Origin of the sequence: Acinetobacter sp. NIPH 2100 (assembly GCF_000369805.1) — a bacterium.
Taxonomy (GTDB): domain Bacteria; phylum Pseudomonadota; class Gammaproteobacteria; order Pseudomonadales; family Moraxellaceae; genus Acinetobacter.
Window position 1 is genome coordinate 3,896,459 of record NZ_KB850224.1, and the last position, 25,141, is coordinate 3,921,599.

General features: G+C 44.5%; 19 protein-coding genes. 7 read left to right on the forward strand and 12 right to left on the reverse strand.

Features of this window, described 5'->3' with window-relative positions; all coding sequences use genetic code 11:
• Nucleotides 1-1,188: an MFS transporter gene (locus F887_RS00135; protein WP_005297725.1), complete on the forward strand. Its 1,188-nt coding sequence runs from the start codon at nt 1-3 to the stop codon at nt 1,186-1,188.
• 39 nt (nt 1,189-1,227) lie between these two features.
• On the opposite strand, the gene F887_RS00130 is transcribed toward F887_RS00135, so the two are convergent.
• The 6 genes from F887_RS00130 to F887_RS00105 all read right to left on the reverse strand — a co-directional run bounded on the left by F887_RS00130 (nt 1,228) and on the right by F887_RS00105 (nt 8,907).
• Nucleotides 1,228-1,878 carry an START domain-containing protein gene (locus F887_RS00130; protein WP_005297727.1) on the reverse strand — a complete coding sequence of 217 codons (651 nt, stop codon included), beginning with the start codon at nt 1,876-1,878 and terminating at the stop codon, nt 1,228-1,230.
• 95 nt (nt 1,879-1,973) lie between these two features.
• The gene (dapB, locus tag F887_RS00125) at nt 1,974-2,795 is read right to left on the reverse strand and encodes a 4-hydroxy-tetrahydrodipicolinate reductase (protein WP_005297729.1); all 822 of its coding nucleotides are present in this window, start codon (nt 2,793-2,795) and stop codon (nt 1,974-1,976) included.
• 114 nt (nt 2,796-2,909) lie between these two features.
• Nucleotides 2,910-4,022: a molecular chaperone DnaJ gene (gene dnaJ / locus F887_RS00120; protein WP_005297732.1), complete on the reverse strand. Its 1,113-nt coding sequence runs from the start codon at nt 4,020-4,022 to the stop codon at nt 2,910-2,912.
• A gap of 143 nt (nt 4,023-4,165) precedes the next feature.
• Nucleotides 4,166-4,543, reverse strand: a complete 378-nt coding sequence (locus F887_RS00115; protein ID WP_005297734.1) for a hypothetical protein — start codon at nt 4,541-4,543, stop codon at nt 4,166-4,168.
• Between the two features lie 132 nt (nt 4,544-4,675).
• Nucleotides 4,676-7,804 carry an efflux RND transporter permease subunit gene (locus F887_RS00110; RefSeq protein WP_005297736.1) on the reverse strand — a complete coding sequence of 1,043 codons (3,129 nt, stop codon included), beginning with the start codon at nt 7,802-7,804 and terminating at the stop codon, nt 4,676-4,678.
• A gap of 2 nt (nt 7,805-7,806) precedes the next feature.
• Nucleotides 7,807-8,907, reverse strand: coding sequence for an efflux RND transporter periplasmic adaptor subunit (locus F887_RS00105; RefSeq protein WP_005297740.1), 1,101 nt, complete (start codon nt 8,905-8,907; stop codon nt 7,807-7,809).
• A gap of 151 nt (nt 8,908-9,058) precedes the next feature.
• Between F887_RS00105 and F887_RS00100 the strand changes: the two genes are divergently transcribed.
• The 4 genes from F887_RS00100 to F887_RS00085 all read left to right on the forward strand — a co-directional run bounded on the left by F887_RS00100 (nt 9,059) and on the right by F887_RS00085 (nt 15,052).
• A complete protein-coding gene (locus F887_RS00100) occupies nt 9,059-9,682 on the forward strand; it encodes a TetR/AcrR family transcriptional regulator (protein WP_005297742.1) in 624 nt (207 codons plus the stop codon).
• An 84-nt stretch (nt 9,683-9,766) separates the two neighbouring features.
• Entirely contained in the window at nt 9,767-12,448 is a 2,682-nt protein-coding gene (gene ppc, locus F887_RS00095; RefSeq protein WP_005297744.1) for a phosphoenolpyruvate carboxylase, read from the forward strand.
• A gap of 309 nt (nt 12,449-12,757) precedes the next feature.
• Nucleotides 12,758-14,053, forward strand: coding sequence for a solute carrier family 23 protein (locus F887_RS00090; protein ID WP_004656921.1), 1,296 nt, complete (start codon nt 12,758-12,760; stop codon nt 14,051-14,053).
• Nucleotides 14,054-14,161: 108 nt separating this feature from the next.
• Nucleotides 14,162-15,052 carry a LysR family transcriptional regulator gene (locus F887_RS00085; RefSeq protein ID WP_005297746.1) on the forward strand — a complete coding sequence of 297 codons (891 nt, stop codon included), beginning with the start codon at nt 14,162-14,164 and terminating at the stop codon, nt 15,050-15,052.
• Nucleotides 15,053-15,064: 12 nt separating this feature from the next.
• Here F887_RS00085 and F887_RS00080 read toward each other — a convergent pair whose 3' ends face one another.
• The 3 genes from F887_RS00080 to ilvD all read right to left on the reverse strand — a co-directional run bounded on the left by F887_RS00080 (nt 15,065) and on the right by ilvD (nt 19,139).
• Nucleotides 15,065-15,796, reverse strand: coding sequence for a sulfite exporter TauE/SafE family protein (locus F887_RS00080; protein ID WP_005297760.1), 732 nt, complete (start codon nt 15,794-15,796; stop codon nt 15,065-15,067).
• Nucleotides 15,797-15,876: 80 nt separating this feature from the next.
• Nucleotides 15,877-17,166 carry a hypothetical protein gene (locus F887_RS00075; protein ID WP_005297761.1) on the reverse strand — a complete coding sequence of 430 codons (1,290 nt, stop codon included), beginning with the start codon at nt 17,164-17,166 and terminating at the stop codon, nt 15,877-15,879.
• Between the two features lie 143 nt (nt 17,167-17,309).
• Complete coding sequence (gene ilvD, locus F887_RS00070; protein WP_032863035.1) at nt 17,310-19,139, reverse strand: dihydroxy-acid dehydratase; 1,830 nt, start codon at nt 19,137-19,139, stop codon at nt 17,310-17,312.
• A 210-nt stretch (nt 19,140-19,349) separates the two neighbouring features.
• Here ilvD and fmt point away from each other — a divergent pair, with 210 nt between their 5' ends.
• A complete protein-coding gene (fmt, locus tag F887_RS00065) occupies nt 19,350-20,312 on the forward strand; it encodes a methionyl-tRNA formyltransferase (RefSeq protein WP_005297765.1) in 963 nt (320 codons plus the stop codon).
• Nucleotides 20,309-21,616 (forward strand): 16S rRNA (cytosine(967)-C(5))-methyltransferase RsmB, encoded by a 1,308-nt coding sequence (gene rsmB / locus F887_RS00060; protein WP_005297767.1) that lies wholly within the window; start codon nt 20,309-20,311, stop codon nt 21,614-21,616. Before fmt ends, rsmB begins: the two co-directional genes overlap by 4 nt.
• Before the next feature lie 48 nt (nt 21,617-21,664).
• Here rsmB and F887_RS18430 read toward each other — a convergent pair whose 3' ends face one another.
• The 3 genes from F887_RS18430 to F887_RS00050 form a co-directional block, all read right to left on the reverse strand.
• Entirely contained in the window at nt 21,665-21,808 is a 144-nt protein-coding gene (locus tag F887_RS18430; RefSeq protein ID WP_003654330.1) for a methionine/alanine import family NSS transporter small subunit, read from the reverse strand.
• Between the two features lie 10 nt (nt 21,809-21,818).
• Nucleotides 21,819-23,297, reverse strand: coding sequence for a sodium-dependent transporter (locus F887_RS00055; RefSeq protein WP_005297769.1), 1,479 nt, complete (start codon nt 23,295-23,297; stop codon nt 21,819-21,821).
• Between the two features lie 377 nt (nt 23,298-23,674).
• Entirely contained in the window at nt 23,675-25,117 is a 1,443-nt protein-coding gene (locus tag F887_RS00050) for an aldehyde dehydrogenase family protein (protein WP_005297771.1), read from the reverse strand.
• Between the last annotated feature and the right edge of the window lie 24 nt (nt 25,118-25,141).

The window sequence follows — 25,141 nt, forward strand, 5'->3', positions numbered from 1 at the left end:
ATGAGCAGCCGCATTAATCTGCCGTTATTGGCATTGGCGATTGGTGCCTTTGCCATCGGAACCACCGAATTTTCGCCCATGGGCCTGTTGCCCAATATTGCCAATGATCTCGGTGTATCCATCCCAAGTGCCGGCATGCTCATTACAGGCTATGCGCTGGGCGTAATGCTGGGCGCACCGATCATGACCTTATGGTTTGGTGGCTTTGCCCGTCGTAATGCCCTGATTCTACTCATGGCAATCTTTACCATTGGCAACCTGATCGCAGCCTTTGCCCCCAACTACATGAGCTTAATGGGTGCTCGGTTGATTACCAGCTTAAACCACGGCGCTTTCTTCGGGATTGGCTCTGTGGTGGCAGCCAGTGTGGTCCCTGCAAATAAACAGGCCAGTGCAGTGGCCACCATGTTTATGGGTCTGACCATCGCCAATATTGGTGGTGTCCCGCTGGCAACTTGGGTGGGGCAAAATATTGGTTGGAGAATGTCTTTCCTTGCGATTTCAGCCCTCGGTGTGATCACCATGTTGTCACTCTGGAAAGCACTTCCTGTCGGATCGGTTGGACAAAAGCCGAATGTCAAAATGGAATTAGGCGTTCTTACTCGCTTACCCGTGGTCTTGGCCTTGCTCACGACGGTGTTTGGTGCCTCCGCGATGTTTACCTTATACACCTATATCGCGCCAAGTCTGGTTGAGTTCACCCATGCGTCACCGACCTTTATCACCCTCATGCTGGTTTTGATCGGGATCGGTTTCTCGATTGGTAATCACTTTGGTGGTAAGTTCGCTGACTTATCAATTGATAAGACCCTGATTGGTTTCTTGGTCTTGCTGATCACGTTAATGGTTGTTTTCCCTATCCTTGCCCAAACACAATTAGGTGCAGCGATCGGATTGGTGATCTGGGGTGCAGCGGCCTTTGCCATCGTTCCGCCCTTGCAAATGCGCGTGATGTCAGTTGCACATGAAGCCTCTGGACTGGCCTCTTCTGTGAATATTGGTGCGTTTAACTTAGGCAATGCCATTGGTGCGGCAGCAGGTGGTGCAGTATTAAGTCTCGGCTTGAACTACGCGGCTGTTTCCATAATCGGTGCGGTGCTGGCAGGTATTGGTTTAATCTTGGTTTTCATTCAAATGAGATTAGCAGCCAAACCAGACACGCCATTACAACAATGCCCGCAAGCTTAAGCTCACATAAAAAAGCCTGATTGAAATCAGGCTTTTTTATTATTTCAATAAATCTGGCAACTTTGGTTGCGTATATAACGGATTATTCACTTCTTTTTTCATTTTCATGAGCATTTGATAGGGTTGTTGCTGCACAAACATATTCACAAAGCTCAATGGAATCGCTCCTGCTGGATCTGCATAGCCACTGGTGGTCACTTTAACTTTGTTATTTGCCAAGCGTTGAAAGGTCCAATCACCCGCATATTTGCTTAAACGCACCACATCAGGCTGCTCAGGATAATTATTTTGAATGGCATTGTTTTTAATACTAATGCTGCCATCCGCATTCTTACTCATTTTCCCTTTAATCACCACATCACGGTCTTTTAAAGGAAATGGAAAATCCAAAACCATATACAGGGTGAATTCACCTTTCTTATCATCACGTGACAACATTTGAGCCTTACCCACATACGGCACCCATTGTGGCGTACGTTCTACATCCAGTACCACAGCCACGGCACGTTCTAAAGGTACATCAAAGGTTGTTTCAGCTTTATATTGAATAATCGGATTACTTTCTGTTTGGTAGGTCCAAACTTTAATATTATTGCGATTTAAACTCAGTTTAGCGGTATCGGTTGCAGCAGTTACAGCCAAGCTGCTGATACTTAGCAGTGTGGCAAGAACAATGTGTTTTTTATTCATGTCATGCTCAATTGTTGTAATGGTCAGGAGAGCTTGCGTGACTTCACAGGGAAGAAATCGCAGCAAGCTCTTTTATAGTACAAAAAAGGAACGTTTTATACTTCAATATCGTTAAAGCCTAAAACATCTTTCATATCATATTTACGCGCTTCACGACCAACAACCCACGCCGCTGCACGAACTGCACCTGAGGCAAAATTCATACGGTTGGTTGCTTTATGCGTCACTTCTACACGTTCACCTTCACCGATAAACATCACCGTATGTTCACCCACGATATCGCCACCGCGAATAGTTTCAAAACCAATGGTTTGACGATCACGCGGACCGGTATAACCTTCACGACCATAGACCGCAACTTCTTTCAAGTTACGACCTAAAGTATCTGCAATTGCCTCACCCATCATAAATGCCGTGCCTGATGGCGCATCGACTTTATGACGATGGTGCGCTTCAATGATTTCGATATCCACCGTATCACCAAACACTTTTGCAGCAAGTTCCAATAATTTAATCGAAACGTTCACACCTACTGAATAATTGGCAGCGTACACGACAGGTGTCTGTGTGGCTGTTTCATCCAAGAAGGCCTTTTGCTCATCCGACATCCCTGTGGTCCCGATCACCATGGCCACACCCGCTTCACGGCATAACTTTAAGTGCTGTTCAGTTGCGACAGGCGCGGTGAAATCAATCACCACATCACAGTCTTTCAACACTTCACTCAAACTTCCCACGATCTTGACGCCGATGCTGCCAATACCCGCAAGCTCACCTGCATCTGCACCGACCAAACTGCTTTCTGGACGCTCAACAGCCGCTGCAAGTTGATAGCCTGCTTGTTGTACCGCTTGAATCAGAATACGCCCCATGCGTCCGCCTGCACCCAAGATTCCAATGCGTGGAGAAGATGACATAATTTTTCCCAGTCTTTTATTTAAACAATTCAGCTACTATAGCAAAACTCTGTGCTTGCGCTAAAAAATTCCAATAAAAAACCTGCCGCAGCAGGTTTTTTATGGAGATCTAATTTAGTCAAATAGACGATCAAAGAACGATTTTTTCTTTGGTGATGAAGCATGACCATCACCTTCGAAAGAGGCTTGTAACTCTTTCATCAATTCACGTTGACGACCAGTCAAATTCACTGGCGTTTCAACCACGATACGGCAAAGTAAATCACCCACCATGCTGCTACGTACTGGGCGAACACCCTTACCACGTAAACGGAACAATTTACCTGTTTGTGTACCTTCAGGAATTTTTAAGCTGACACGCCCATCAAGGGTCGGTATTTCAATTTCTTTACCTAAAGCAGCATCGGCAATGCTGATCGGTACATCCATATACAGGTCGGCGCCATCACGTTGGAAAATTTCGTGTTCACGAACAACGACTTCAACGTATAAATCCCCAGCTTGACCATCACGGATGGCTTCGCCTTTACCCGTTAAGCGTACACGATCGCCATTGTCCACACCGGCTGGAATGGTAACTTCAAGTGTTTGCTGACGGTCTGCAACGCCTGAACCATGACAGGTATTACACGGGTTTTTAATAATCTGGCCTTGACCACGACAGGTGCTACAGGTTTGTTGAACCGAGAAGAAACCTTGTTGCATACGCACTTGACCTGCACCGTGACAGGTACGGCAAGTTTCGACATCTTTCGGATTTTTAGATCCTTTCCCATCACAGGTTTCACATGGCGCTGGCGCAGTAAACGTAATGGTTTTTTTCACGCCTTTTACAGCTTCTTCAAGTGTAAGTTCCATGACATAACGAAGGTCTGAACCACGGCGTTGACGTTGTTGACGACCACCGCCACCAAACGCACCACCAAAGATATCGCCAAACTGACTGAAAATATCTTCTGCGCTAAAACCACCGAAGCCACCACCCGCACCACCAAAGCCACCTTCAAAGGCACTGTGCCCTGCGCGGTCATACATGCTGCGCTTTTCATCATCAGAAAGCACTTCATATGCTTCTGCAGCTTCTTTGAACTTTTCTTCAGCTTCTGCGTTGTCAGGATTACGGTCTGGATGATACTTCATCGCCAACTTACGATAGGCTTTTTTGATCTCATCATCACTTGCGGTTTTCGAAACGCCTAAAACCTCATAATAATCACGTTTAGCCATGGTTGGCGGTGCTCCTCACGGAATTTACTTAAATCTAAAAAACAAATAGGCTCTACTGACTTTAGAAATAAAAAGTCAACAGAGCCTTAATAGGGGCTGTACAATAAATTTACAAGGTCTATTGCAATAAAAAAGCGATAAATTTAGAAAACGGCTTTATTCTTAAAGTACTTCGCAATACCTTTCAGCCAAGCATTCAATAAAAATAACCATGCAATTGAACTAAATACCACTCCAGCAACCGTCATTGCGGTCACCCAAAGTGCGCTGTTCCAAGCAAAAAAGAACAGTGGAATAAACCAGAGCGCTGCAAAGAAGGCCATCAGCAAAAATAACATCACATTACGCATAATCCAGAGTGCATGCGCATGTATCCATACTTCGGCATTATCCACAATCGCAACTTTTCGTGCTAATAGGTACGCAAATACAGCAAACACTATTGTAAATAATGCAAGAAACATGAACACATAAGAAATCGCCACATAGCGGCGATGCTGCTCAATACCGTCTTGCCCCATGCTCTCTATCACCTCATTCACAGCATTATGCAAAATTTGTCATGCTATGAAATTCAATTATTTTTTGGTCTTAAAATATAGGTGCTACTATATTGAAATTTTCAATCTTTCGCACCTTTATTCACAAAATAATTACGATAGTTGTGTTGTTTTTCTAACCTTAAACCATGCCGCATACAGTGCAGGCAGGAAAAATAAGGTTAATAAGGTGGCAACAATCAGCCCCCCCATAATCGCAACAGCCATCGGACCAAAGAAAATACTGCGTGATAAAGGGATCATCGCCAACACCGCAGCCAATGCCGTCAACACAATTGGACGGAAACGACGCATAGTTGCACCAATCACCGCATCCCATGGCGCATGCCCAGCCTGAATATCTTGCTCAATCTGATCAATCAGAATCAGCGAGTTACGCATAATCATCCCAGACAATGCAATCGTCCCGAGCATTGCGACGAAACCGAAGGGTTTGTTGAACAACAGTAGGAACGCAACCACACCAATCAAACCCAGTGGTGCTGTCAGCAACACAATGGTTGCCCGTGACATGCTACGCAGCTGGATCATTAACAAAGTCATCACTACTGCCAAGAACAATGGCATACCCGCATTAACCGAATTTTGTCCCTTAGCCGATTCTTCAACCGTCCCCCCCACTTCCAGTAGATAACCACTTGGCAGATCTGCACGTAAGCTCTGCATCTGATCAGCCAACTGTTGCACTACGGTTGCAGGTTGTAAGTGGGTACGGATATCCGCACGAACGGTAATGGTTGGCAGGCGATTACGATGCCAAATTAAACCTTCTTCAAAACGCGATTCAATGTTGGCAATTTGCGCCAACGGGACTGTTGTACCTTTGCTGGTCGGTACTGCCAAGCTTGCCAAAGATGCCACTTCAACGCGTTCAGATTTATCACCACGTAAGCGGATTTCGATCAATTCACGTTTTTCACGATATTGATTCATTACCGCACCCGTCACCGATGCATTGAGGAAATTGGCGAGATCAACACTGGAAACACCCATTTGACGTGCACGATCCTGATCAATTTCAATCGCAATGATTTTGCTTGGCTCGCCCCAATCCAAATGCACGTTGGTGGTATTGGGATCTTCACTCAGAACTTTGGCAACTTTTTGCGCCCATTGACGTACGGTTCCAAGGTCTTCACCCGACACACGATACTGCAATGGATAACCGACTGGTGGGCCATTTTCCAGTAACGATACCCGTGTTCGCACTTGAGGCAATAACTGCTTAATCTGCTTGTCCAAAGAGCGACGGATTTCATCACGATCATCTAAAGACGAAGCCAACACGACAAATTGAGCAAAACTGGCTTGTGGTAATTGCTGATCTAACGGTAAGTAGAAACGCGGTGAACCTGTTCCCACATAGGCCACATAGTTATCAATTCCCTTTTGCTTGGACAGGAACTGCTCCACCTTATGTACCGCTTGTTCAGTTGCGGTCAGTGATGCCCCCTCTTCAAGTTTTAAATCCACCAGAATTTCTGCACGGTTCGATGGCGGGAAGAATTGTTGCGGCACCAATTTAAACATCGCGACCGACAGCACAAAGATCCCGACCGTCACTGCAATCACAGTTTTACGGTAGGTAATACAAATTTCAACCACCCGACCAAAAGACTGATAGAACTTGGATTGATATGGATCGTGATGCTGCCCATGCGCTTCTACCACAGGTGCAGGCTGCTTACGCAGTCGCGCCCATAAACGAAGATACCAGGCAGCCTGTTGATTCTGTTTGCTGAAATCGGGTAATAGCTTTTCACCTAAATAAGGGACAAATAAAACCGCCGCAATCCATGACACCATCAGCGCAATGGTCACCACTTGGAAAATAGAACGGGTGTATTCACCTGTACCCGATTGGGCTGTCGCAATCGGCAAAAAGCCTGCTGCGGTAATCAGCGTTCCCGTCAACATCGGAAAGGCGGTGGTTTGCCATGCAAAACCAGCCGCTTTGAGCCTGCTATAACCCTGCTCCATTTTAATCGCCATCATTTCAACAGCGATAATGGCATCATCAACCAGCAACCCGAGGGCGAGAATCAATGCCCCCAATGAAATCTTATGTAGACCTACATCAAATAGATTCATACCTGCAAAGGTCATGGCCAATACCAGTGGAATAGACAATGCCACCACCAAACCAGTACGGAAACCCAGTGAGAAGAAGCTCACCAATAAAACGATAATGACTGCTTCTGCGAGAACCTTTAAAAACTCTTGAATACTGCGTTGTACCGAGACAGGTTGATCAGACACTTTTTGCAGTTTCATACCCAAAGGTAAGGTTTTTTGTAGGCGATTGAATTCGGTTTCAAGGTTTTTACCCAATGCAATGATGTCACCGCCTTTACGCATCGAAACGGAGATACCAATACCGTTTTCGCCCATAAAACGCATACGTGGCTGAGCAGGTTCACTAAAGCCTCGATAGACCTCAGCAACATCACCGAGTTGAATGGTTTTATCCCCCACCAACAACGGCATTTTTTTCAGGTCATCAACACTATGTAAGTGTCCACTCACTCGGATTTGAATACGGTCTGTACCTGTTTCAAAGAAACCAGCACCCGCCATGTCATTTTGTTTTTGAATGGCTTCCTGAATCGCAGTGACAGGCACACCTAGCTGTACCGCTTTGGTATTAGATAGTTCAATCCAAATTTTCTGATCTTGTAGACCAACTAGATTGACCTTGTTGACATCTTTGACCCGTTGCAATTGCAGCTGCAAACGGTCGGCATATTCTTTCATTACCGCATAGTCAAAGTCTTTGCCTGTCAGTACATAAATATTACCGAAGGTGTCACCAAACTCATCATTGAAAAAAGGCCCTTGTACACCACTCGGCAATTGCGATCGGATATCATTGACCTTCTTGCGTACGTTATACCAAACGTCAGGAATAGCACTGGATGGCAAACTGTCTTTGGCCACAAAGGTCACCAAAGACTCACCTGGTCGTGAATAGGCCATGATGCGGTCGTACTGCCCCGTGGTCATCAATTCTTTTTCAATTCGATCCGTGACCAAGGTCGACACTTCTTTTGCAGTCGCCCCTGGCCAATAGGTCTGTACCACCATCACCTTAAAAGTAAACGGCGGATCTTCACTTTGTGAAAGTTTGGAATAAGACATGATGCCGACGATACCGAGCAACAGCATAAAATAAAGGATAATCCCCTTATTCTTGAGTGCCCATTCTGAAAGGTTAAATTTCATGTTTAACCTCCCGCTTTTATGGTGACTTCACGATTATCACGATCAACTGGATGAATTTTTTGCTGGTCACGCAGTAAATGAACGCCACCGACCACAACCCAATCCGTTGCTTTTAATCCAGACACCACAGGTACACTATCTCGCCCATAAGTTCCTAAAGTAACAGGCACTTTGCGTATACTTTGATTGGCATTGACCACCCAAACATAAGCTTGTTGATCATTGGCAGTGACACTGGAGAGCGGTACGCTCAACACGTTATTTTCATTTGCGACAAAGAACACCCGTGCGCTTTGTCCTAACTGAATAGTGGATTGCCCTTCAAGCAAAGAGACTTTTACCGTAAAAGTGCGTGACTGATCTGCTGCGGGTGAAACCTCACGTACTTTCGCCGCAAACCGTGCATCTGGCTGTGACCATAAAGTGACCCATACAGGTTGCCCGACTTTAATGCTACTCACTGCTTGCTCAGGCACACCAAACACCACTTCACGTTCACCATCAATCGCCAATTGATAAACCGCTTGCCCTGCTGCAATGACCTGTCCAATCTCGATTTGACGTTGAGTAATCACACCATTTTTATTGGAGACTAACTGGTTATAACCCGTTTGGTTAGACGACACTTCATAGTTTGAACGTGCTTGTTGCAGGCTTGCTTGTGCCGATTCATATTGATTTTTGACTGCATCAAATTGCGAACGGCTCACCGCGTTGACAGGTAAAAGTTGCTGATAACGCTGATATTCTTCAGCAGCAATCTTTGCAGCAGCCTGTGCACTATTTAATTGAGCCTTGGCTGCATTCATCTGCAATTGTGCATCTTTTACATCTAATTTCGCCAGCACTTGTCCCACTTTGACCCGATCACCAACATCGACATAACGTTCCGTAATCTGTCCCCCGACACGGAAGGCCAAAGCAGTTTGCTGTCTCGCCTGCACATCCCCAGCATAGCTTTTTTGATCAACATGATTGCTACTTGGTTGTGTCACCATGACATAGGGAATTTCCTCAGTCTTGGGCACCTCTTTTTGACATGCGCTGAGGAGTAGACTACTGACAATGAGTAACCCCAATATGATACGATTAATCTGATTCATCTCTTTGCGCTCTTATTCAAATTGATTTTTAAGGCGTGATATGAGCATTATCATAGATTGTTTATTTTTTAATTAATATACCCATGAGTACACTAATTAAAAATTAAACCTAGAAATTTGATTTTTAAATCAATTAAAAGAGAACGATAACGTGCAAATCAGTAGTGGCCGTCCTAAAGATTTAGAAAAAAGAGCCAAGATTTTACAGGCTGCAAAATCTATATTTTTAAAAATGGGCTATCACGCCACCAGTATGAACCAGATTGCCAAAGATGCAGGTGTCACCAAACTCACGGTGTATAACCACTTCCAAGATAAAGGCAATCTATTTATCTGTGCCATCGAAGAAAGTTGTGAAGAATCGATTCGAACCAAACAGTTTGAACTGACCGCTGAATCCAATTTTGAACAGGCACTGAGCTTAATGTGTCAACGTGCTTTAGGGATTATTTATCTACCTGAAGCCTTGAAACTGGACTGTTTGCTGTTTGAACTGGCAGCTGAACAAAGCCCTTTGGCCAAACAGTTTTTTGATGCCTCGCATACCCGTATGTGTCATGTCTGGTGTGATTTTTTTGAGCAAGCCATCGCATTTAAATTTATTCAAGCCGATGAGCCGCTCAAGCAAACTGAACTGATTATTTCCTTGATGCTAGGGATTCGTCATCAACAGGTACTACTGGGTTTAGCACCTGTACCAACCCCGACTGAAATCGATCAGATGATTCAACACGCCATCGAGATTTTTTTGCTTAAATATCAAGCTAAAACTTAGAGAAAATTCACATTTTTTTACGTTCTGCTCTTGGATTGTCTCTCAATCGCGCTATAGTCGAATGAGAACAACAGGAGAATTAGAATGATTCAGCAAATCACTGCTCCATTACGTGAAGATGTCCGATTACTGGGCAATTTACTTGGAGAGACCTTAAAGCAACATGCTGGGCAAGATTTGTTTAATCAGATTGAGCAAATTCGCGCATTAGCCAAAGGCGCACGTGACGGCCAGGTCGAAGCTGAAAAACAGCTAGAACAACTGTTCCTCGGTTTAAAAGATGAAGAGATTCTGCCACTGACTCGCGCATTCTCACATTTCCTCAACTTCGCCAATATTGCTGAACAATATCATGTGGTTCGTAGCCGTCGTCAGGCCGAATTTGATGAACAGGCACCTAGTCCAAATCCACTGCCGCATTTATTTGAAAAATTTAAAAGCCAACAGATCAATACACAGCAACTGTTTCAGCAGATCTGTGATTTAAAAATTGAACTGGTGCTGACTGCTCACCCAACCGAGGTCAGCCGTCGCACCTTGATTCAAAAATATGATGATATTACCGACTGTCTCTCACAGCTGGATCAACAGAAACTCACGCCTAGAGAACGCCAACAGACCATTGCTACCCTTAAGCAATTGGTCAGTTCAGCATGGCAAACTGATGAGATCCGTCAGCATCGCCCGACCCCAGTGGATGAAGCCAAATGGGGCTTTGCAACGATTGAGCAATCGCTTTGGAATGCTGTGCCTAAATTCATACGTGAGCTGAATGAACTGACGCAGCAACATTGTGAGCAAACCTTACCCTTAAGTATTGCTCCGATTCGTTTTGCTTCATGGATCGGCGGTGACCGTGATGGCAACCCGAATGTGACCCATCAAGTGACCCAAGAAGTACTGTGGTTATCCCGTTGGCAGGCAGCAGATTTGTATCTGCGTGATATTGAAAATTTACGTTGGGAATTGTCGATTCAAAGCTGTTCGGAAGAACTGACCCAAGCTTTAGGTTATGAGCATCCAGAACCGTATCGTGAATATTTACGTGAGACTCGCGAACGTCTCAAAGCGACACGCGCATGGCTGGCACACCGTCTGCAAGGAACTGAAGCCGATGACAGCAATATCATCAGAAACAAAGATGAACTATTAGCACCGTTACTGCTTTGCTATCGCTCATTGATTGACAGCAATCTGGCGGAGATCGCCAATGGACAATTGCTCGATTTCATTTATCGAGTCAACTGTTTCGGTATTGAGCTGCTCAAACTCGATATTCGCCAAGAATCAGGTCGTCATCGCCAAGCGATTTCAGCCATTACTGAATATCTGGGTCTAGGCAATTTTGAATCGTGGACTGAACAAGCACGTCAAAATTTCCTGATTCAGGAACTGCAAAGCAAGCGCCCATTATTACCGAAGTTTTTTAATGAACCTGAAGGCAGCTTGATTCAGCATCCCGATGTACTTGAAGTGTTTGCCACCATGCGCACATTGGCGGAACAACCGACTGAGAGTTTAGGTGCCTATATTATTTCGATGGCAGAATATCCAAGTGATGTGCTTGCAGTGCTGTTGCTACAAAAGGAAGCCGGGATTCAGCATCCGCTTCGTGTGGTCCCATTATTTGAAACATTAAAGGATCTGGACGGCGCAGCCAAAACCATGAACACCTTGTTCAATATGCATTGGTACAAACAGCATATTCAGGGTAAACATGAGGTGATGATTGGTTATTCCGACTCCGCCAAAGATGCGGGCTTTATGTCAGCCAACTGGGCACAATATCGTGCTCAGGAAGAGTTGACTGCCATCGCGCAAAAGCATGATGTGCAATTGACCTTGTTCCATGGTCGTGGCGGTTCAATCAGCCGCGGTGGCGCGCCAACGCAACAAGCACTGTTCTCGCAACCGCCAGGTTCAATCTCAGGTGCGATCCGTGTCACTGAACAAGGTGAGATGATTCGCTTCAAATTTGGTTTAGAAGGCATTGCGCTGCAAAATCTGGAAATCTATACCGCAGCGACCTTAGAAGCGACCTTGCTCCCACCGCCTGAACCGAAAAAAGAATGGCGTGACCTGATGACTCAAATGACTGATTTATCAGTTAAAGTCTATCGTCAAACCGTACGCGAAAATCCGAACTTTGTTAGCTATCTGCGTACGGTTACCCCTGAACTGGAATTGCAAATGTTGCCGCTTGGTTCCCGTCCAGCCAAACGCAAAGTCAGTGGTGGTATTGAATCACTGCGTGCCATTCCGTGGGTGTTTGCATGGACCCAAATCCGTTTGATGCTACCTGCTTGGTTAGGTACAGGTACGGCGATTAATCAGGTGCATGAACAGCATAAAAACACCTTGAATGAGATGTTGGAACAATGGCCTTATTTCCAGACGCTGATTGATATGCTGGAAATGGTGTTGTCTAAATCTGATGCCGATATTGCTCTGTATTATGAGTCGCATTTGACCCAAGATCAGGACTTGAAAGTATTGGGGGTTGAGCTACGCCAACGGCTACAAAATGCAGTGGATACCCTGCTCCGTTTGAAAGGTGAATCTAAACTGCTGAGCAACAATGAGGTCTTGGATCAATCCATGCAAGTGCGCAAACCGTACTTATTGCCATTGCATTTATTGCAAGCAGAGTTGATGAAACGTCGTCGTCTGTATTTACAGGAACACCAAACCGAACACAGTCCTGTCGATCATGCCTTGATGGTCAGTATCGCAGGGATTGCTGCGGGTCTACGCAACACGGGTTAACTCAAAAGTCAGCCTTGCCATCAATAGAAATCACACCGATTGATGGCGAGATTGGCAAAATATGCCATCTGAATTTAAAAAAGAGAAAAAAATCAAAAAATATTTTGAAAATAAGAGAGTTAACTTTTCAAACCATCAGCACGAAAATAAATAATAAAACCGCTAGCTTATTTTAAAACAAATTTTACCAAAAGGTAAAAATACAAACTCGCCATGCTTGTTCTGGCAATATTCTCAATGGCTTATAGGTGAAAGCTCGTTTTAAGACAGGGTATCATACGCGCTGATATCACATAATGAGTCTAATTTATGTCAAGTTGGTTTCCAAAATGGCAGCCGTATCAGGGGAAGATCGATCATCGCCCTGTTGCGACAAATGAATATTTACCGCCCTTACAAAGTGCGGTACTCGGGGTTCAACACGCATTTGCAATGTTTGGTGCAACGGTTCTTGCGCCATTATTGATGGGCTTTAGTCCGAACCTTGCCATCTTAATGTCAGGGATCTGTACCATCATTTTCTTCCTGATCACGGGTGGACGTGTACCGAGTTACCTAGGCTCAAGTTTTGCATTTATCGGTGTGGTTGCTGCAGCGACAGGCCATATCACGGGATCAGGTGCCAACCCAAATCTTTCTGTAGCCTTAGGCGGTATCGTGGCCTGCGGTATTTTTTATGCTTTGATCGGTTTTGCGGTCATGCTCACTGGTACACGTTGGATCGAAAAACTGATGCCACCGGTGGTGACTGGCGCGATCGTAATGATCATTGGGCTTAACCTTGCACCTGTCACCATCAAAGGCGTTGCAGGACAGCCTTTTGAAATGTGGATGGCACTCATTACTGTACTCAGTATGGGAATCATTGCAGTGTTTACCAAAGGCCTATTACAGCGGTTATTGCTACTGGTGGGCCTGCTGATCGCCTATGCGATTTATGCCATTGCAACCAATGTTTTAGGCTATGGCAAACCGATCGATTTCTCCCAAATCGCAGCAGCGCCATGGTTCGGTATTCCAAGCTTTTCACATCCAACTTTTGATTTAAATGCGATTCTGATCATTGCGCCAGTCGCACTGATTTTAGTGGCAGAGAATCTTGGTCATATCAAAGCAGTGGGTGCAATGACTGGTGAAAATCTTACGCCACAATTGGGCAAAGCTTTTGTTGCCGATGGTTTGGCCACAACGCTATCGGGTAGTGTTGGCGCGCCTGGCATGACCACCTATGGTGAAAACATTGGTGTGATGGCAGTGACCCGTGTTTATTCCACAATTGTGTTTGTGATCGCTGGTGTCTTTGCGATTTTCTTGGGTCTGTCTCCTAAATTTGGCGCAGTGATTAGCACCATCCCAACAGCAGTCCTCACGGGTGCTTCGATCGTGGTATTTGGTTTAATTACCATTGCAGGTGCGAAAATCTGGATCGAAAATAAAGTCGATTTCTCAAATAATAAAAATCTCATCATCGCCTCTGTCACCATTATTTTAGGGGCAGGTAACTTTGAATTACTGTTTGGTAGCTTCAATTTAGGTGGTATTGGTACCGCCACCTTTGCTGCGATTTTCCTCAACTTGTTGTTTAGTTTAAAAGATAAAAATTAAAAGATTGAAGGCAGCTGAGGCTGCCTTTTTTTGCACCACAATAATGCCCTATCTTTATTTAGCGCCTTTTTAGTATGATGGCTTTTTATATTTCAATACGTTGCCATCATGCGTTTTGATTTTTTTGATTTACAATTATTTCTGCATATCGTCAGCACTGGCAGTCTCACCAAAGGGGCTGAACGTTCTGCAATTTCGCTGCAAGCGGCCAGTGAACGGATTAAAAAACTCGAACATTACTTCGATACCGCCTTATTTATTCGACAGACCTCTGGGGTTGAACTCACGACGGCAGGACATGCTTTGGCTGAACATGCACACCGTTTGATTGGACAAAAAAATCAACTTGAACACGAGATGCAACGCTTTCGGCAACAACCGCCCGAATCATTAACCCTGTGGTGTAACTCTTCTGCACAAAGTGAATATCTGCCACCGCTGTTACCACAATTTCTAATGCGCCATGCAGAAATGAATATCGATCTGCATGAAGCAGAAAGTTCTGAAATCGTCGCGGCACTGAGCAAAGGCATTGCCAAACTCGGCTTGGTGTCCAGTTTTTTTGATACTCAACATTTACAGACACAGGAATTTGCCAGCGATCCTCTGGTGTTGATCTGCCCTGCGGTCCATGCCTTAGCTCAGCATAGGTCGTTGAATCTGGTCGAGGCACTGAGTTATGGCTTTATTGGGCTGATGCCACATCATTCTTTGCAACAATCGATTGAAACCCAAGCCAAATTGCTCGGCTTTAATATCCAATACCGTTTGCGCTTACCTAATTTTGCTGCGATTGCAGAGGTAGTCGCCAAAGGCGTTGGTATCGCCATTATGCCTGCCCGTGCTGCACAACGTTTACAACCCGACTATCATTTCCACATGGTTCAATTATTAGGTGCATGGGCCAATCGCAAGCTGCTGTTGGCAACACAAGATTTCAGTCAACTGCCCGAAAATTATCAGCAATTTTCTGAGTTTCTGTTACAGCATCGTCCTTAGTTCATAGCAAGATTAATGTGACAGCATATATCCACCTAACGCCACCAAGCCGATAAAAAATAAACGGCGGAAACGTTGTTCATTCAGTTGATAGCGAATTTTTTTACCCAACCACATCCCAACCAAAGCTGCCACCAAAGCCACAACCGATAGACGATAATCCAATGTGATCCCCTGCATCGGGTTATGGTGTAAAAATACGGCCAAGCAAATGGTGGACACGGTAAAGGTCAATCCTAAAGCCTGAACCAGCTCATCACGTTTCAGATGCAAAGACTGCAAATAAGGTACGACTGGAATAATGACCACACCTGTTGCGACAGTCACCGCACCACCGATATAACCCACCAAAGGGGATAACCAACGTTCATGCGCTGCCAAATGAGGTAGATTTTTGACACATAGACCATACAGGCCATAGAGCACCAACATGCTGCCTAATAATATTTCACTGGTCTTGCCATGACTCTGGCTTAAGGTCGGTAAGAAACTCCAGATCGACCCTACTACGATTCCAACCAGTAAAGTCCAGAAGCGGCGAATAAATAACCACACCCGACCTTCTGCAAACAACTGCCAAATATTGGTAATCATCGAAGGAACAATAAGTAGCGATGCTGCCTGAAACGGACTCATGGCAATCGTGAGCAGTCCCATCGAGACCGCAGGTAAACCCAAGCCGATCATGCCTTTAATCATGCCCGCAAAGACAAATACCATCACAATGATTGCTAAAAAAGTCACGCCGAATCTCCGATGTTACGTCGGAGTTATGCTACGAAAAAAATGGACGCTTGCCCTATTCTTATTTTTAGGAGTAGGCCTCAGGCAGAGCTTGAGGCTGTTTTATATTTATCTTCCAAAACATTACTAATAATGCTTTCAATCATCCAGACTCGATACAGGCTATTAAACACATAGCTCTGCCCGTCGATGCGTAATTCTAGTACCGGAAAATCTGGCTGATGCTTTTGCTGACACAATTCATCATTCTGTTTTAGCAAAGCTTCAACATCTTGTTCGGTGATGCTTTCAATCTCTAAGCGTTTTTGCATGCGTTGGAAATGTGCTTTAAATGACAAGTCTTTGCCCCGCGTCCACACCCCTTCAAAAATCTGATGGATACAATCCACTTGCTGTTCTTCTGGCACACTATAAAACAGTCGCGCCATTTCATAGGTTGCTTCTTTGGTTGGACGACAGAATGGGGTAAATGCCACTTGGGTACGCTTGGAGACACGAGTCGCAAGACTCCAGTCAAACCAGTCGCGTCCATGATAGCTCAGGGGATAGACCTTCAACTGGATATTATAATAATTGGCCAACTCTTCTTTGATATAGGCCAATAATAACCAACTCATCGGGTCTTCAAGCGCAATATACAGATCCAATTCAGGATGCAAAGCTTGAACTTCTGCCAAAGCTTCACCATCGTTAATCAAATGCTCACGCCATTCGATATGATTGATCAGGAAAATTGGATTTCCGGTCAGTAATTTTTGTTGTTTCAAACGGCGAGTCAGACGCAATAGATCATCGACCGCTTGGTATTTACGCTCACCAAATTCAAAATAACTGGCCGCAACAGGCACATCTTTAAAAATACGTTCAGGATAATCTTGAGGGCTTTGATGCTGGCTTGCCATTGCGTATAAGGTACGCAATTTGCCATATTGTTGCTGCCATAGCATATGGAACACATCTTCAAGCAAATGTAAGAAGTTTTGTTCACGTAACGGGGTATTTCGAAGAATGGTTTCAGCTTGTTGTAATGCTTCTGCGCTGGGGATTTCTGGGGTGTCATCGAAGCCAAAACGGTGTTGTTTGGCCAGAATTTTGGCATCATTTAGACAATAGCTTTGCCAATCCTGCTTGGACATCTCGTTCGGAGGTTCAGCATCTTGCCTGGAAATAATCACTTTTAAAGGTTTCAACTCATCACTCAAAATTTCATTGAGCTGATCCAGTTGTTGTACCGCAAGATAGCTATAAACATCGTCCAGACGCAGGTAAATACTCAAACCCTGTTCCGTGGGTAACACCGCCTGACGCGAAGGTTTCTGATAGAACCAACTCGATCGAATGGGGTCAAACCAACGACGTAACAAAGACATGTCGATAGCCTCTAATGGTCATAAATTTATAAATGGAAAAGTTTTTTCAAACTTGTGCTCTAACAAGTGAGCCAATAAGTGTATTCAGTATCTTATAAAATGAGAAAAAAGTCCCCCTTAATTGAAAGAGGGACTAAATGGGATTACAAAACTCGTACTGCGCCTTTGGCTGCACTGGTCGAATGCATTGCGTAAATCTTCAATGACTTAGACACTTTACGTTTACGCTCTTCGGCAGGATGCCAGCCTTTTGCGTCCTGAACGGTACGGCGATGAGCCATCGTTGCATCATCGATATCAAGGTGAATAGTACGATTCGGAATATCAATTTCAATGGTATCGCCATCTTCCACCAAGCCAATCGCACCACCTTCTGCTGCTTCTGGTGACACGTGACCGATCGACAAACCTGATGAACCGCCCGAGAAGCGACCATCGGTAATCAAGGCACAGTCTTTACCTAAACCTTTTGATTTGAGGTAACTGGTTGGATACAACATTTCCTGCATCCCTGGTCCACCGCGTGGTCCTTCGTAGCGAATCACCACGATGTCACCTGCAACGATTTTATGATCCAAAATCGCTTCTACCGCAGCATCTTGGCTTTCAAAAACGCGTGCTGTACCCGTAAATTTAAGAATTGACTCATCCACACCCGCTGTTTTTACGATACAGCCATCTAATGCGATGTTACCGTAGAGAACGGCCAAACCACCGTCTTTAGAGAAAGCATGTTCAGCATTGCGAATCACACCATTTTCACGGTCACCGTCTAAAGTTGAATAATAACGGTTTTGCGAGAACGCCACTTGCGTTGGAATGCCACCCGGCGATGAACGATAGAATTCATAAACATCCGCATCTTCAGTACGGATAATATCCCACTTGTCTAATGCATCTTTTAGGGTTGGTTCATGTACTGTCGGGCATGAGGTCTTTAATAGATGTGCACGATCAAGTTCACCCAAGATTGCCATGATGCCACCTGCACGGTGTACATCTTCCATGTGCACGTCTTGTTTTGCTGGTGCAACTTTTGACAATACAGGCACTTGGCGAGACAAACGGTCGATATCATCCATGGTGAAATCAACTTCTGCTTCATGTGCAGCTGCGAGTAAATGCAACACCGTATTGGTAGAGCCACCCATTGCAATATCAAGCGTCATGGCATTTTCAAACGCGTCTTTGGTTGCGATTGAACGTGGCAAGATGCTGTCATCATTTTGTTCATAATAGCGTTTCGCCAATTCCACAACCAAACGACCTGCTCTTAGGAACAGTTTTTCACGATTGGCATGCGTCGCAACGATTGAACCATTACCCGGTAAAGATAAACCTAAGGCTTCAGTTAAACAGTTCATTGAGTTTGCCGTGAACATCCCTGAACATGAACCACAGGTTGGACATGCTGAACGTTCAAATGCAGCAACTTCTTCATCGGTATAGCTTTCATCTGCTGCAACCACCATGGCATCAACAAGGTCAATCGCCTTTTCATCACCACGGAATTTGACTTTACCTGCTTCCATCGGACCGCCAGACACGAACACCACAGGGATGTTCAGGCGCATCGCTGCCATCAACATTCCCGGAGTGATCTTGTCACAGTTCGAGATACACACCATCGCATCGGCACAGTGTGCATTGACCATGTATTCTACAGAATCGGCAATCAAATCACGTGATGGCAGTGAATACAGCATCCCGTCATGACCCATGGCAATGCCGTCATCTACGGCAATGGTATTAAATTCTTTCGCGACACCACCAGAAGCTTCAATTTCTCTCGCAACAAGTTGACCTAAATCTTTAAGATGCACGTGACCTGGAACAAATTGGGTAAATGAGTTGACCACCGCAATAATTGGCTTGCCAAAATCTTCATCTTTCATACCAGTCGCACGCCATAAACCGCGTGCGCCAGCCATATTTCTTCCATGTGTTGATGTTTTCGAACGATAATCAGGCATTTTGTATTCCCAACAAGTGTGTGCTCGAGAAAAATAGGACTTTCTCTCTGGCGAAATGATACTGAGCTCTTTGCATCATACTACAAGTTATCGTTTAACAGATGACCAACAGGCCTATCTTTTTTTGCTCAAAAGCAATTCATGCCCTGAATTAGGGGCTCGTCGCTTTTTCGCTTATAATTTGAGATAAGTTTTATTTGGATTCCATTTGTGAAAATCATTTTTGCTGGTACGCCTGAATTTGCGGCAACCGCATTGGCGGCATTATTAAAAACATCCCACCAGATCATTGCGGTTTATACCCAACCTGACCGTAAATCAGGGCGTGGGCAAAAATTAACGCCATCTCCTGTTAAACAATTAGCACTCGAACACGGTTTACCTGTTTATCAACCTTTGAATTTTAAAGCATCTACGGAAGACGGCTTGGCAGCGCGACAAGAACTTGCCACACTAGGCGCAGATGTGATGGTGGTCGCAGCTTATGGCTTGATTTTACCGCAAGCTGTTTTAGATACACCGAAATACGGTTGTTTAAATATTCATGGTTCATTGCTACCACGCTGGCGTGGTGCTGCCCCAATTCAACGTGCGATTGCCACAGGTGATGCAGAAACTGGCATTACCATCATGCAAATGGCTGCAGGTTTAGATACTGGCGATATGATGTATAAAACTTATTGCCCAATTACTGCGGAAGATACCTCTGCCAGCTTGCATGACAAATTGGCTGCTCAAGGTGCAGAAGCGATTTGTGCTGTGCTTGAATCCGAACAAAGCTTGCAAAGCTTCATCGAGAAACGTGAAGTGCAAGATGAAGCACTCTCCGTCTATGCACACAAATTGGTGAAAGCAGAAGCACGGATTGATTGGAGTATGGATGCGATTCAAATTGATCGTAATATTCGTGCTTTTAATCCTTGGCCCGTGGCGTTTATCCAGCTGGATGAAAATAATGCCTTACGTGTATGGGGTTCTGCACTTTCACAGCATAGTAAAACCGATGCACAAGCGGGTGAGATCCTTGCCATTGATAAACAAGGCGTTCACGTTGCCTGTGGCGACAATACCGCAGTGTGCTTAACCAGCTTGCAATGGCCAGGCGCTAAAGCCCTCAATCCAGTACAAATTGCCCAAACCCAGAAATTACATATTGGACAAATTCTCCCATGAGCCAATCGAATCAATCATCTGCAAAAAATTTGAATCTTCGTGCCCAAGTGGTCAAAACACTTTTGGCTGTTCAAAATGGGCAATCTTTGACTTCCGTTTTGAATCAACATATCAATATCGTTTCTGAACGTGACCGTAGTTTATATCATGAACTTACTTTAGGCTGTTTACGCCAATGGTATTCGTTAAAAGCAATTACCCTACCATTGCTCACAAAACCATTAGACAATGAAGCACTCGAAAGTTGTTTATATCTTGGTTTATATCAAATTTTATGTACGCGTATTCCTGTACATGCTGCAATTTCAGAAACGGTAAATGCTGCTAAGCAACTCGGTTTCGAGCCAATGAGTGGTTTGGTCAATGCGATTCTGCGTCGTGTTTCACGTGAAACAGCTGAATTTGAAACAGCGTTGAATAATACGCATGGTTTACCAAGTTGGTTATTCAAACGCCTCAAAAAAGATTGGCCTGAGCAAGCAGAGTCTCTATGCCAAGCCTTAAAACAAGTCGCGCCACTGACCCTGCGCGTTAATGAACGCCAAGTCAGCCGTAACGAATATTTAGAGATTTTGGACGAAGAGCAAATTGATGCTCGTCCTTGCCTGCTTTCAGATGTTGGTATTGTTTTGGAGCAAACGGGCAATATTACCCATTTACCAGGTTTCGAAGAAGGTGGCTTTTCTGTTCAGGATGAACATGCACAACTGTGCGCGATGCTGTTACCCAACTTAGATGACCAAGTGGTTGTCGATGCATGTGCTGCACCGGGTGGTAAAACTGCACACATTCTTGAGCGCTTTAACCCGAAAAAACTGATTGCACTCGATCATGATGCAAAACGTTTACTACGTGTTTCTGAAAATTTAGAACGTCTTGCCCTAGATCAACCTAATGTTGAGATTATTACCGCAGATGCCACCACTTGGCAGGCACAGGAACTTGTCGATTGTATCGTACTGGATGCGCCTTGTTCCGCGACAGGCGTGATTCGTCGTCATCCTGATATTCGCCTGCTCAGACAATCAACCGATATCGCGCAGACTGTGGCCTTACAGCAACAGATTTTGCAGCAGATGTGGCAACAACTTAAAGTAGGTGGCACTTTACTGTATATCACCTGCTCGATTCTCAAAGCTGAAAATGAGCAGCAAATGGCGGCATTCTTTGCGGAACATGCCGATGCCGAAGAAATCAAAATCAATGCAGATTGGGGTATTGAACAGACTTATGGTCGTCAATTATTACCTTCTGCGCAATCTGGTGATGGTTTCTATTATTGCCGAATTAAAAAATTGGCTTAATCAAAATAAAAAAGCAGGCTTTGAAGCCTGCTTTTTTATTCATTCAATTTAGAGCGTATGCTGATCTTTGACTTCTTCCAGAACATCATCGAGTTCTTCTGGATGTTTGGATAAGTGCAGAATAGACAATGCTAATCCGCCCCATAAAAACACCATTGAAATCACCATCATTACGATTGCTGAAGTATTCATATTTGTTCTCCTAGCGATCTTTGATTCGGCTGAGTACAATTGCAACGACTGCACAGAAAATCACGCTGCCCCATCCAAAGATGCCTTGTAAGCTCATGCTATAACTATCGTAACCGTTTTTCACCAAGTTAAATACGGTCATGCTTAAGGTGGTTAACAAGATCAACGAGGTGATCACCGTTAAAGTGAAATCCCACCCTTTGCCCAATTGAATGGTCGAAATACGGTTGACGTGATCACGCAGTTCACGCAAGGCAGAACGTTTAAACCAAGCAATACTAATAATCGAGATCAGTGCACCACCAATAATACCGATGTTATTGATGAAGTGATCGACGATATCTACCAGTTTAATCGCATTCACACTTGAGAATAAGATCACTGAAACAAGCGCACTACCACCACCAATAATCGTTACAGCTTTGGTACGACCCCATTTCAACTTGTCCTGCATTGCAGCAATCGGCACTTCCAAGATACTGACCATGGAAGAGATACCCGCAACAAACAACGAAGAGAAGAATAAGAAACCAAATAAATCGGCACCCGCACCTAAACTTGAAATGATTTTAGGGAATGCGATGAATGCTAAACCAATACCACCACTCACAACTTCGTGTACTTCTTTACCTGCCGCATGTGCCATAAAGCCCAACGCAGCAAAAATACCAATACCTGCCAAAATCTCAGTTGACGCGTTGGCAAAACCAACGATCAAGCCCGAACCCGTTAAGTTAGTTTTAGGTTTTAAGTAAGAGGCATAAGTCACCATGATCCCGAAGCCTACAGACAACGAGAAGAAAGTATGACCATAAGCAGCTAACCAAACTTTATAGTTCATCATCGCTGACCAGTTTGGAGTAAAGAATGCATTTAAGCCTTCTACCGCACCAGGTAAACGTAATGACTGGATCACAAGAACCGTAAACAAGACAAATAACAACGGCATGAAAATCTTATTTGATAATTCAACGCCCTTCTTAACACCGCCATACAAAATGATTAGCGTCAGTGCCCAAATCCCAACGATTGGCCAGAACAAGTGACTCACAAACTGTAGATCGAAGCCAGTCGCTTTCGAGGTTTGCAAATACGTATTGAAGAAGAAGCTTTCTGGGTCACTGCCCCAGGCCTGACCAATTGAGAAATAGACATAGCTACCCGCCCAAGTCAGTACGCTCGCATAGTACAAGCCGATGATGATACAGACACAGACTTGCCACCAACCGAGGGTCTCACCGCCTTTAAATAGCGCACGATATGCCTTTGGGGGTGAATTACGCGCACGATGTCCTGTTGCATAATCTAAAAATAAAAGAGGTAAACCAGCAGTAATCAATGCCAGTAAATAAGGGATAAGAAATGCCCCACCGCCATTTTCATAAGCAACATAAGGGAAACGCCAAATGTTACCTAAACCTACAGCTGAACCAACAGCTGCAATAATAAAACCAGATCGTGATGTCCAGTTTTCACGAGAATCTGCCATAAAACACCTAAGTATGTATTGCTGGCATTCCATGCTGCGTTAGGTTTTTATTATCCAACAGACATGAAAAGTGCCATAAAAAATCTTGTTTTGTTTGCATGAAAGTTCAACCTTGTGGGCCTCCGTTTGCATGAACAAACAAAGCAAAAACCAAACCATCTTCCTTAAAGATTGGGCTTTGTTTTTCTGCTTTTAATAGCCGAACAATACCTGTTTTTATTCATTTTTACTGTAAATTCTGAAAGAAAAAGTCATCTTTTTTGAACAACTGATTATTTTTCAACAGACTGTAATTTTGACCTTGCAGTCAACTTATAAAAATCAAGTACATAAAACAATCAAGCGAAGCTGAAACTTCGCTTGGGCCACAATCTTTTTTATTGTTTGATGGCTAATAATCTTTCCTCTTGCATATCCCGAATCGCAGAATGAATCCCTTCTCGGCCTAGACCTGAATCCTTCACACCGCCATAGGGCATATTATCGACACGGAACGTCGGGACATCGTTAATAATCACGCCGCCAACATGTAAATGATCCCATGCATACAGCATTTTATTGAGATTTTGCGTATACACACCTGCCTGCAAACCAAAACGGCTTTGGTTAATGGTGGCAATGCCCTCCTCGAACGCTTTAAACTTTTCTAAAATTGCAACGGGACCAAAAGCTTCGTCCTTATACACTTCCAGTTTGGCATCTACATTCTCCAGTAAAGTTGGCTCAAATAGGACACCTTGTAAACTTCCTCCTATCAGTACTTTTGCTCCTTTCTTCTCAGCTTTATCCACCCATTTTTTCAGGCGAACAGCTTCAGCTTCCTTAATCATCGGCCCAACCACAGTGCTGCTTAAGCTTGGGTCATCTGCCTTGATTTTTTTCAATTTTGCGATGAGTTTCTTTTTCAGATCAGCATAGATATCGGCATGCGCTAAAATCCGCTGCACACTGATACATACTTGCCCCGCATGACCATAAGCCGCAGCAATTAAACGATCAATTAAAGCATCATCAATTACGGTATCCGCATCAATCAACACTGCGGCATTGCCACCAAGTTCCAAAGTCACTTTCTTGCGACCCGCACGTGCTTTCATGTCCCAACCGACCTGATCAGAACCAGTAAAGCTCAATAATTTAAAGCGATCATCCGTCACCAGAATATCTGCTGCTTGGCGATCACACGGCAATACTGACCATGAACCTTTAGGTAACTCTGTTTCCGCCAAAACCTTGGCAATCATTAATGCACTGATCGGGGTCAAACTTGCAGGTTTCAGCACAAATGGACAACCTGCTGCAATCGCAGGGGCAATCTTATGTGCCACCAGATTTAAGGGGAAATTAAACGGGCTGATTAAAGAAATCGCACCAATTGGCACCTGTTTGACCATGCCACGGAACCGTGCGGCAGCAGGCGTGACAGCTAAAGGCAGCATGCGACCGTCATCGAGCTGTGTCACCGCATCGGCAGCCAATTGAAAGGTATTAATTAAGCGTTCTACTTCGGCACTCGCTGCACCACGAGGCTTGCCCCCTTCGGCAATCAGAATTTCAGTGAGTTGCTCACGTAATTCATTAAATCGTTTTACACAATGCAGCAAGATTTGCTGTTTTTGAAAAGGCTTGAGTGCTGCCATTTCCGCTTCTGCTTTTACCGAGGCAGAAATTGCTTTTTCAAGTACTTTAGCATCAGCCAATGCCACCCGTGCGTAGACTGTATTTCGATACTTATCATGCACTTCTAACCATTGCCCTGTGGTAACAGCCTTTCCTGCCACATACAGCGGATAATCCAGCACGCTTGGTGTATCTGTCATTATTATCGATTCCTTTATAAAAAT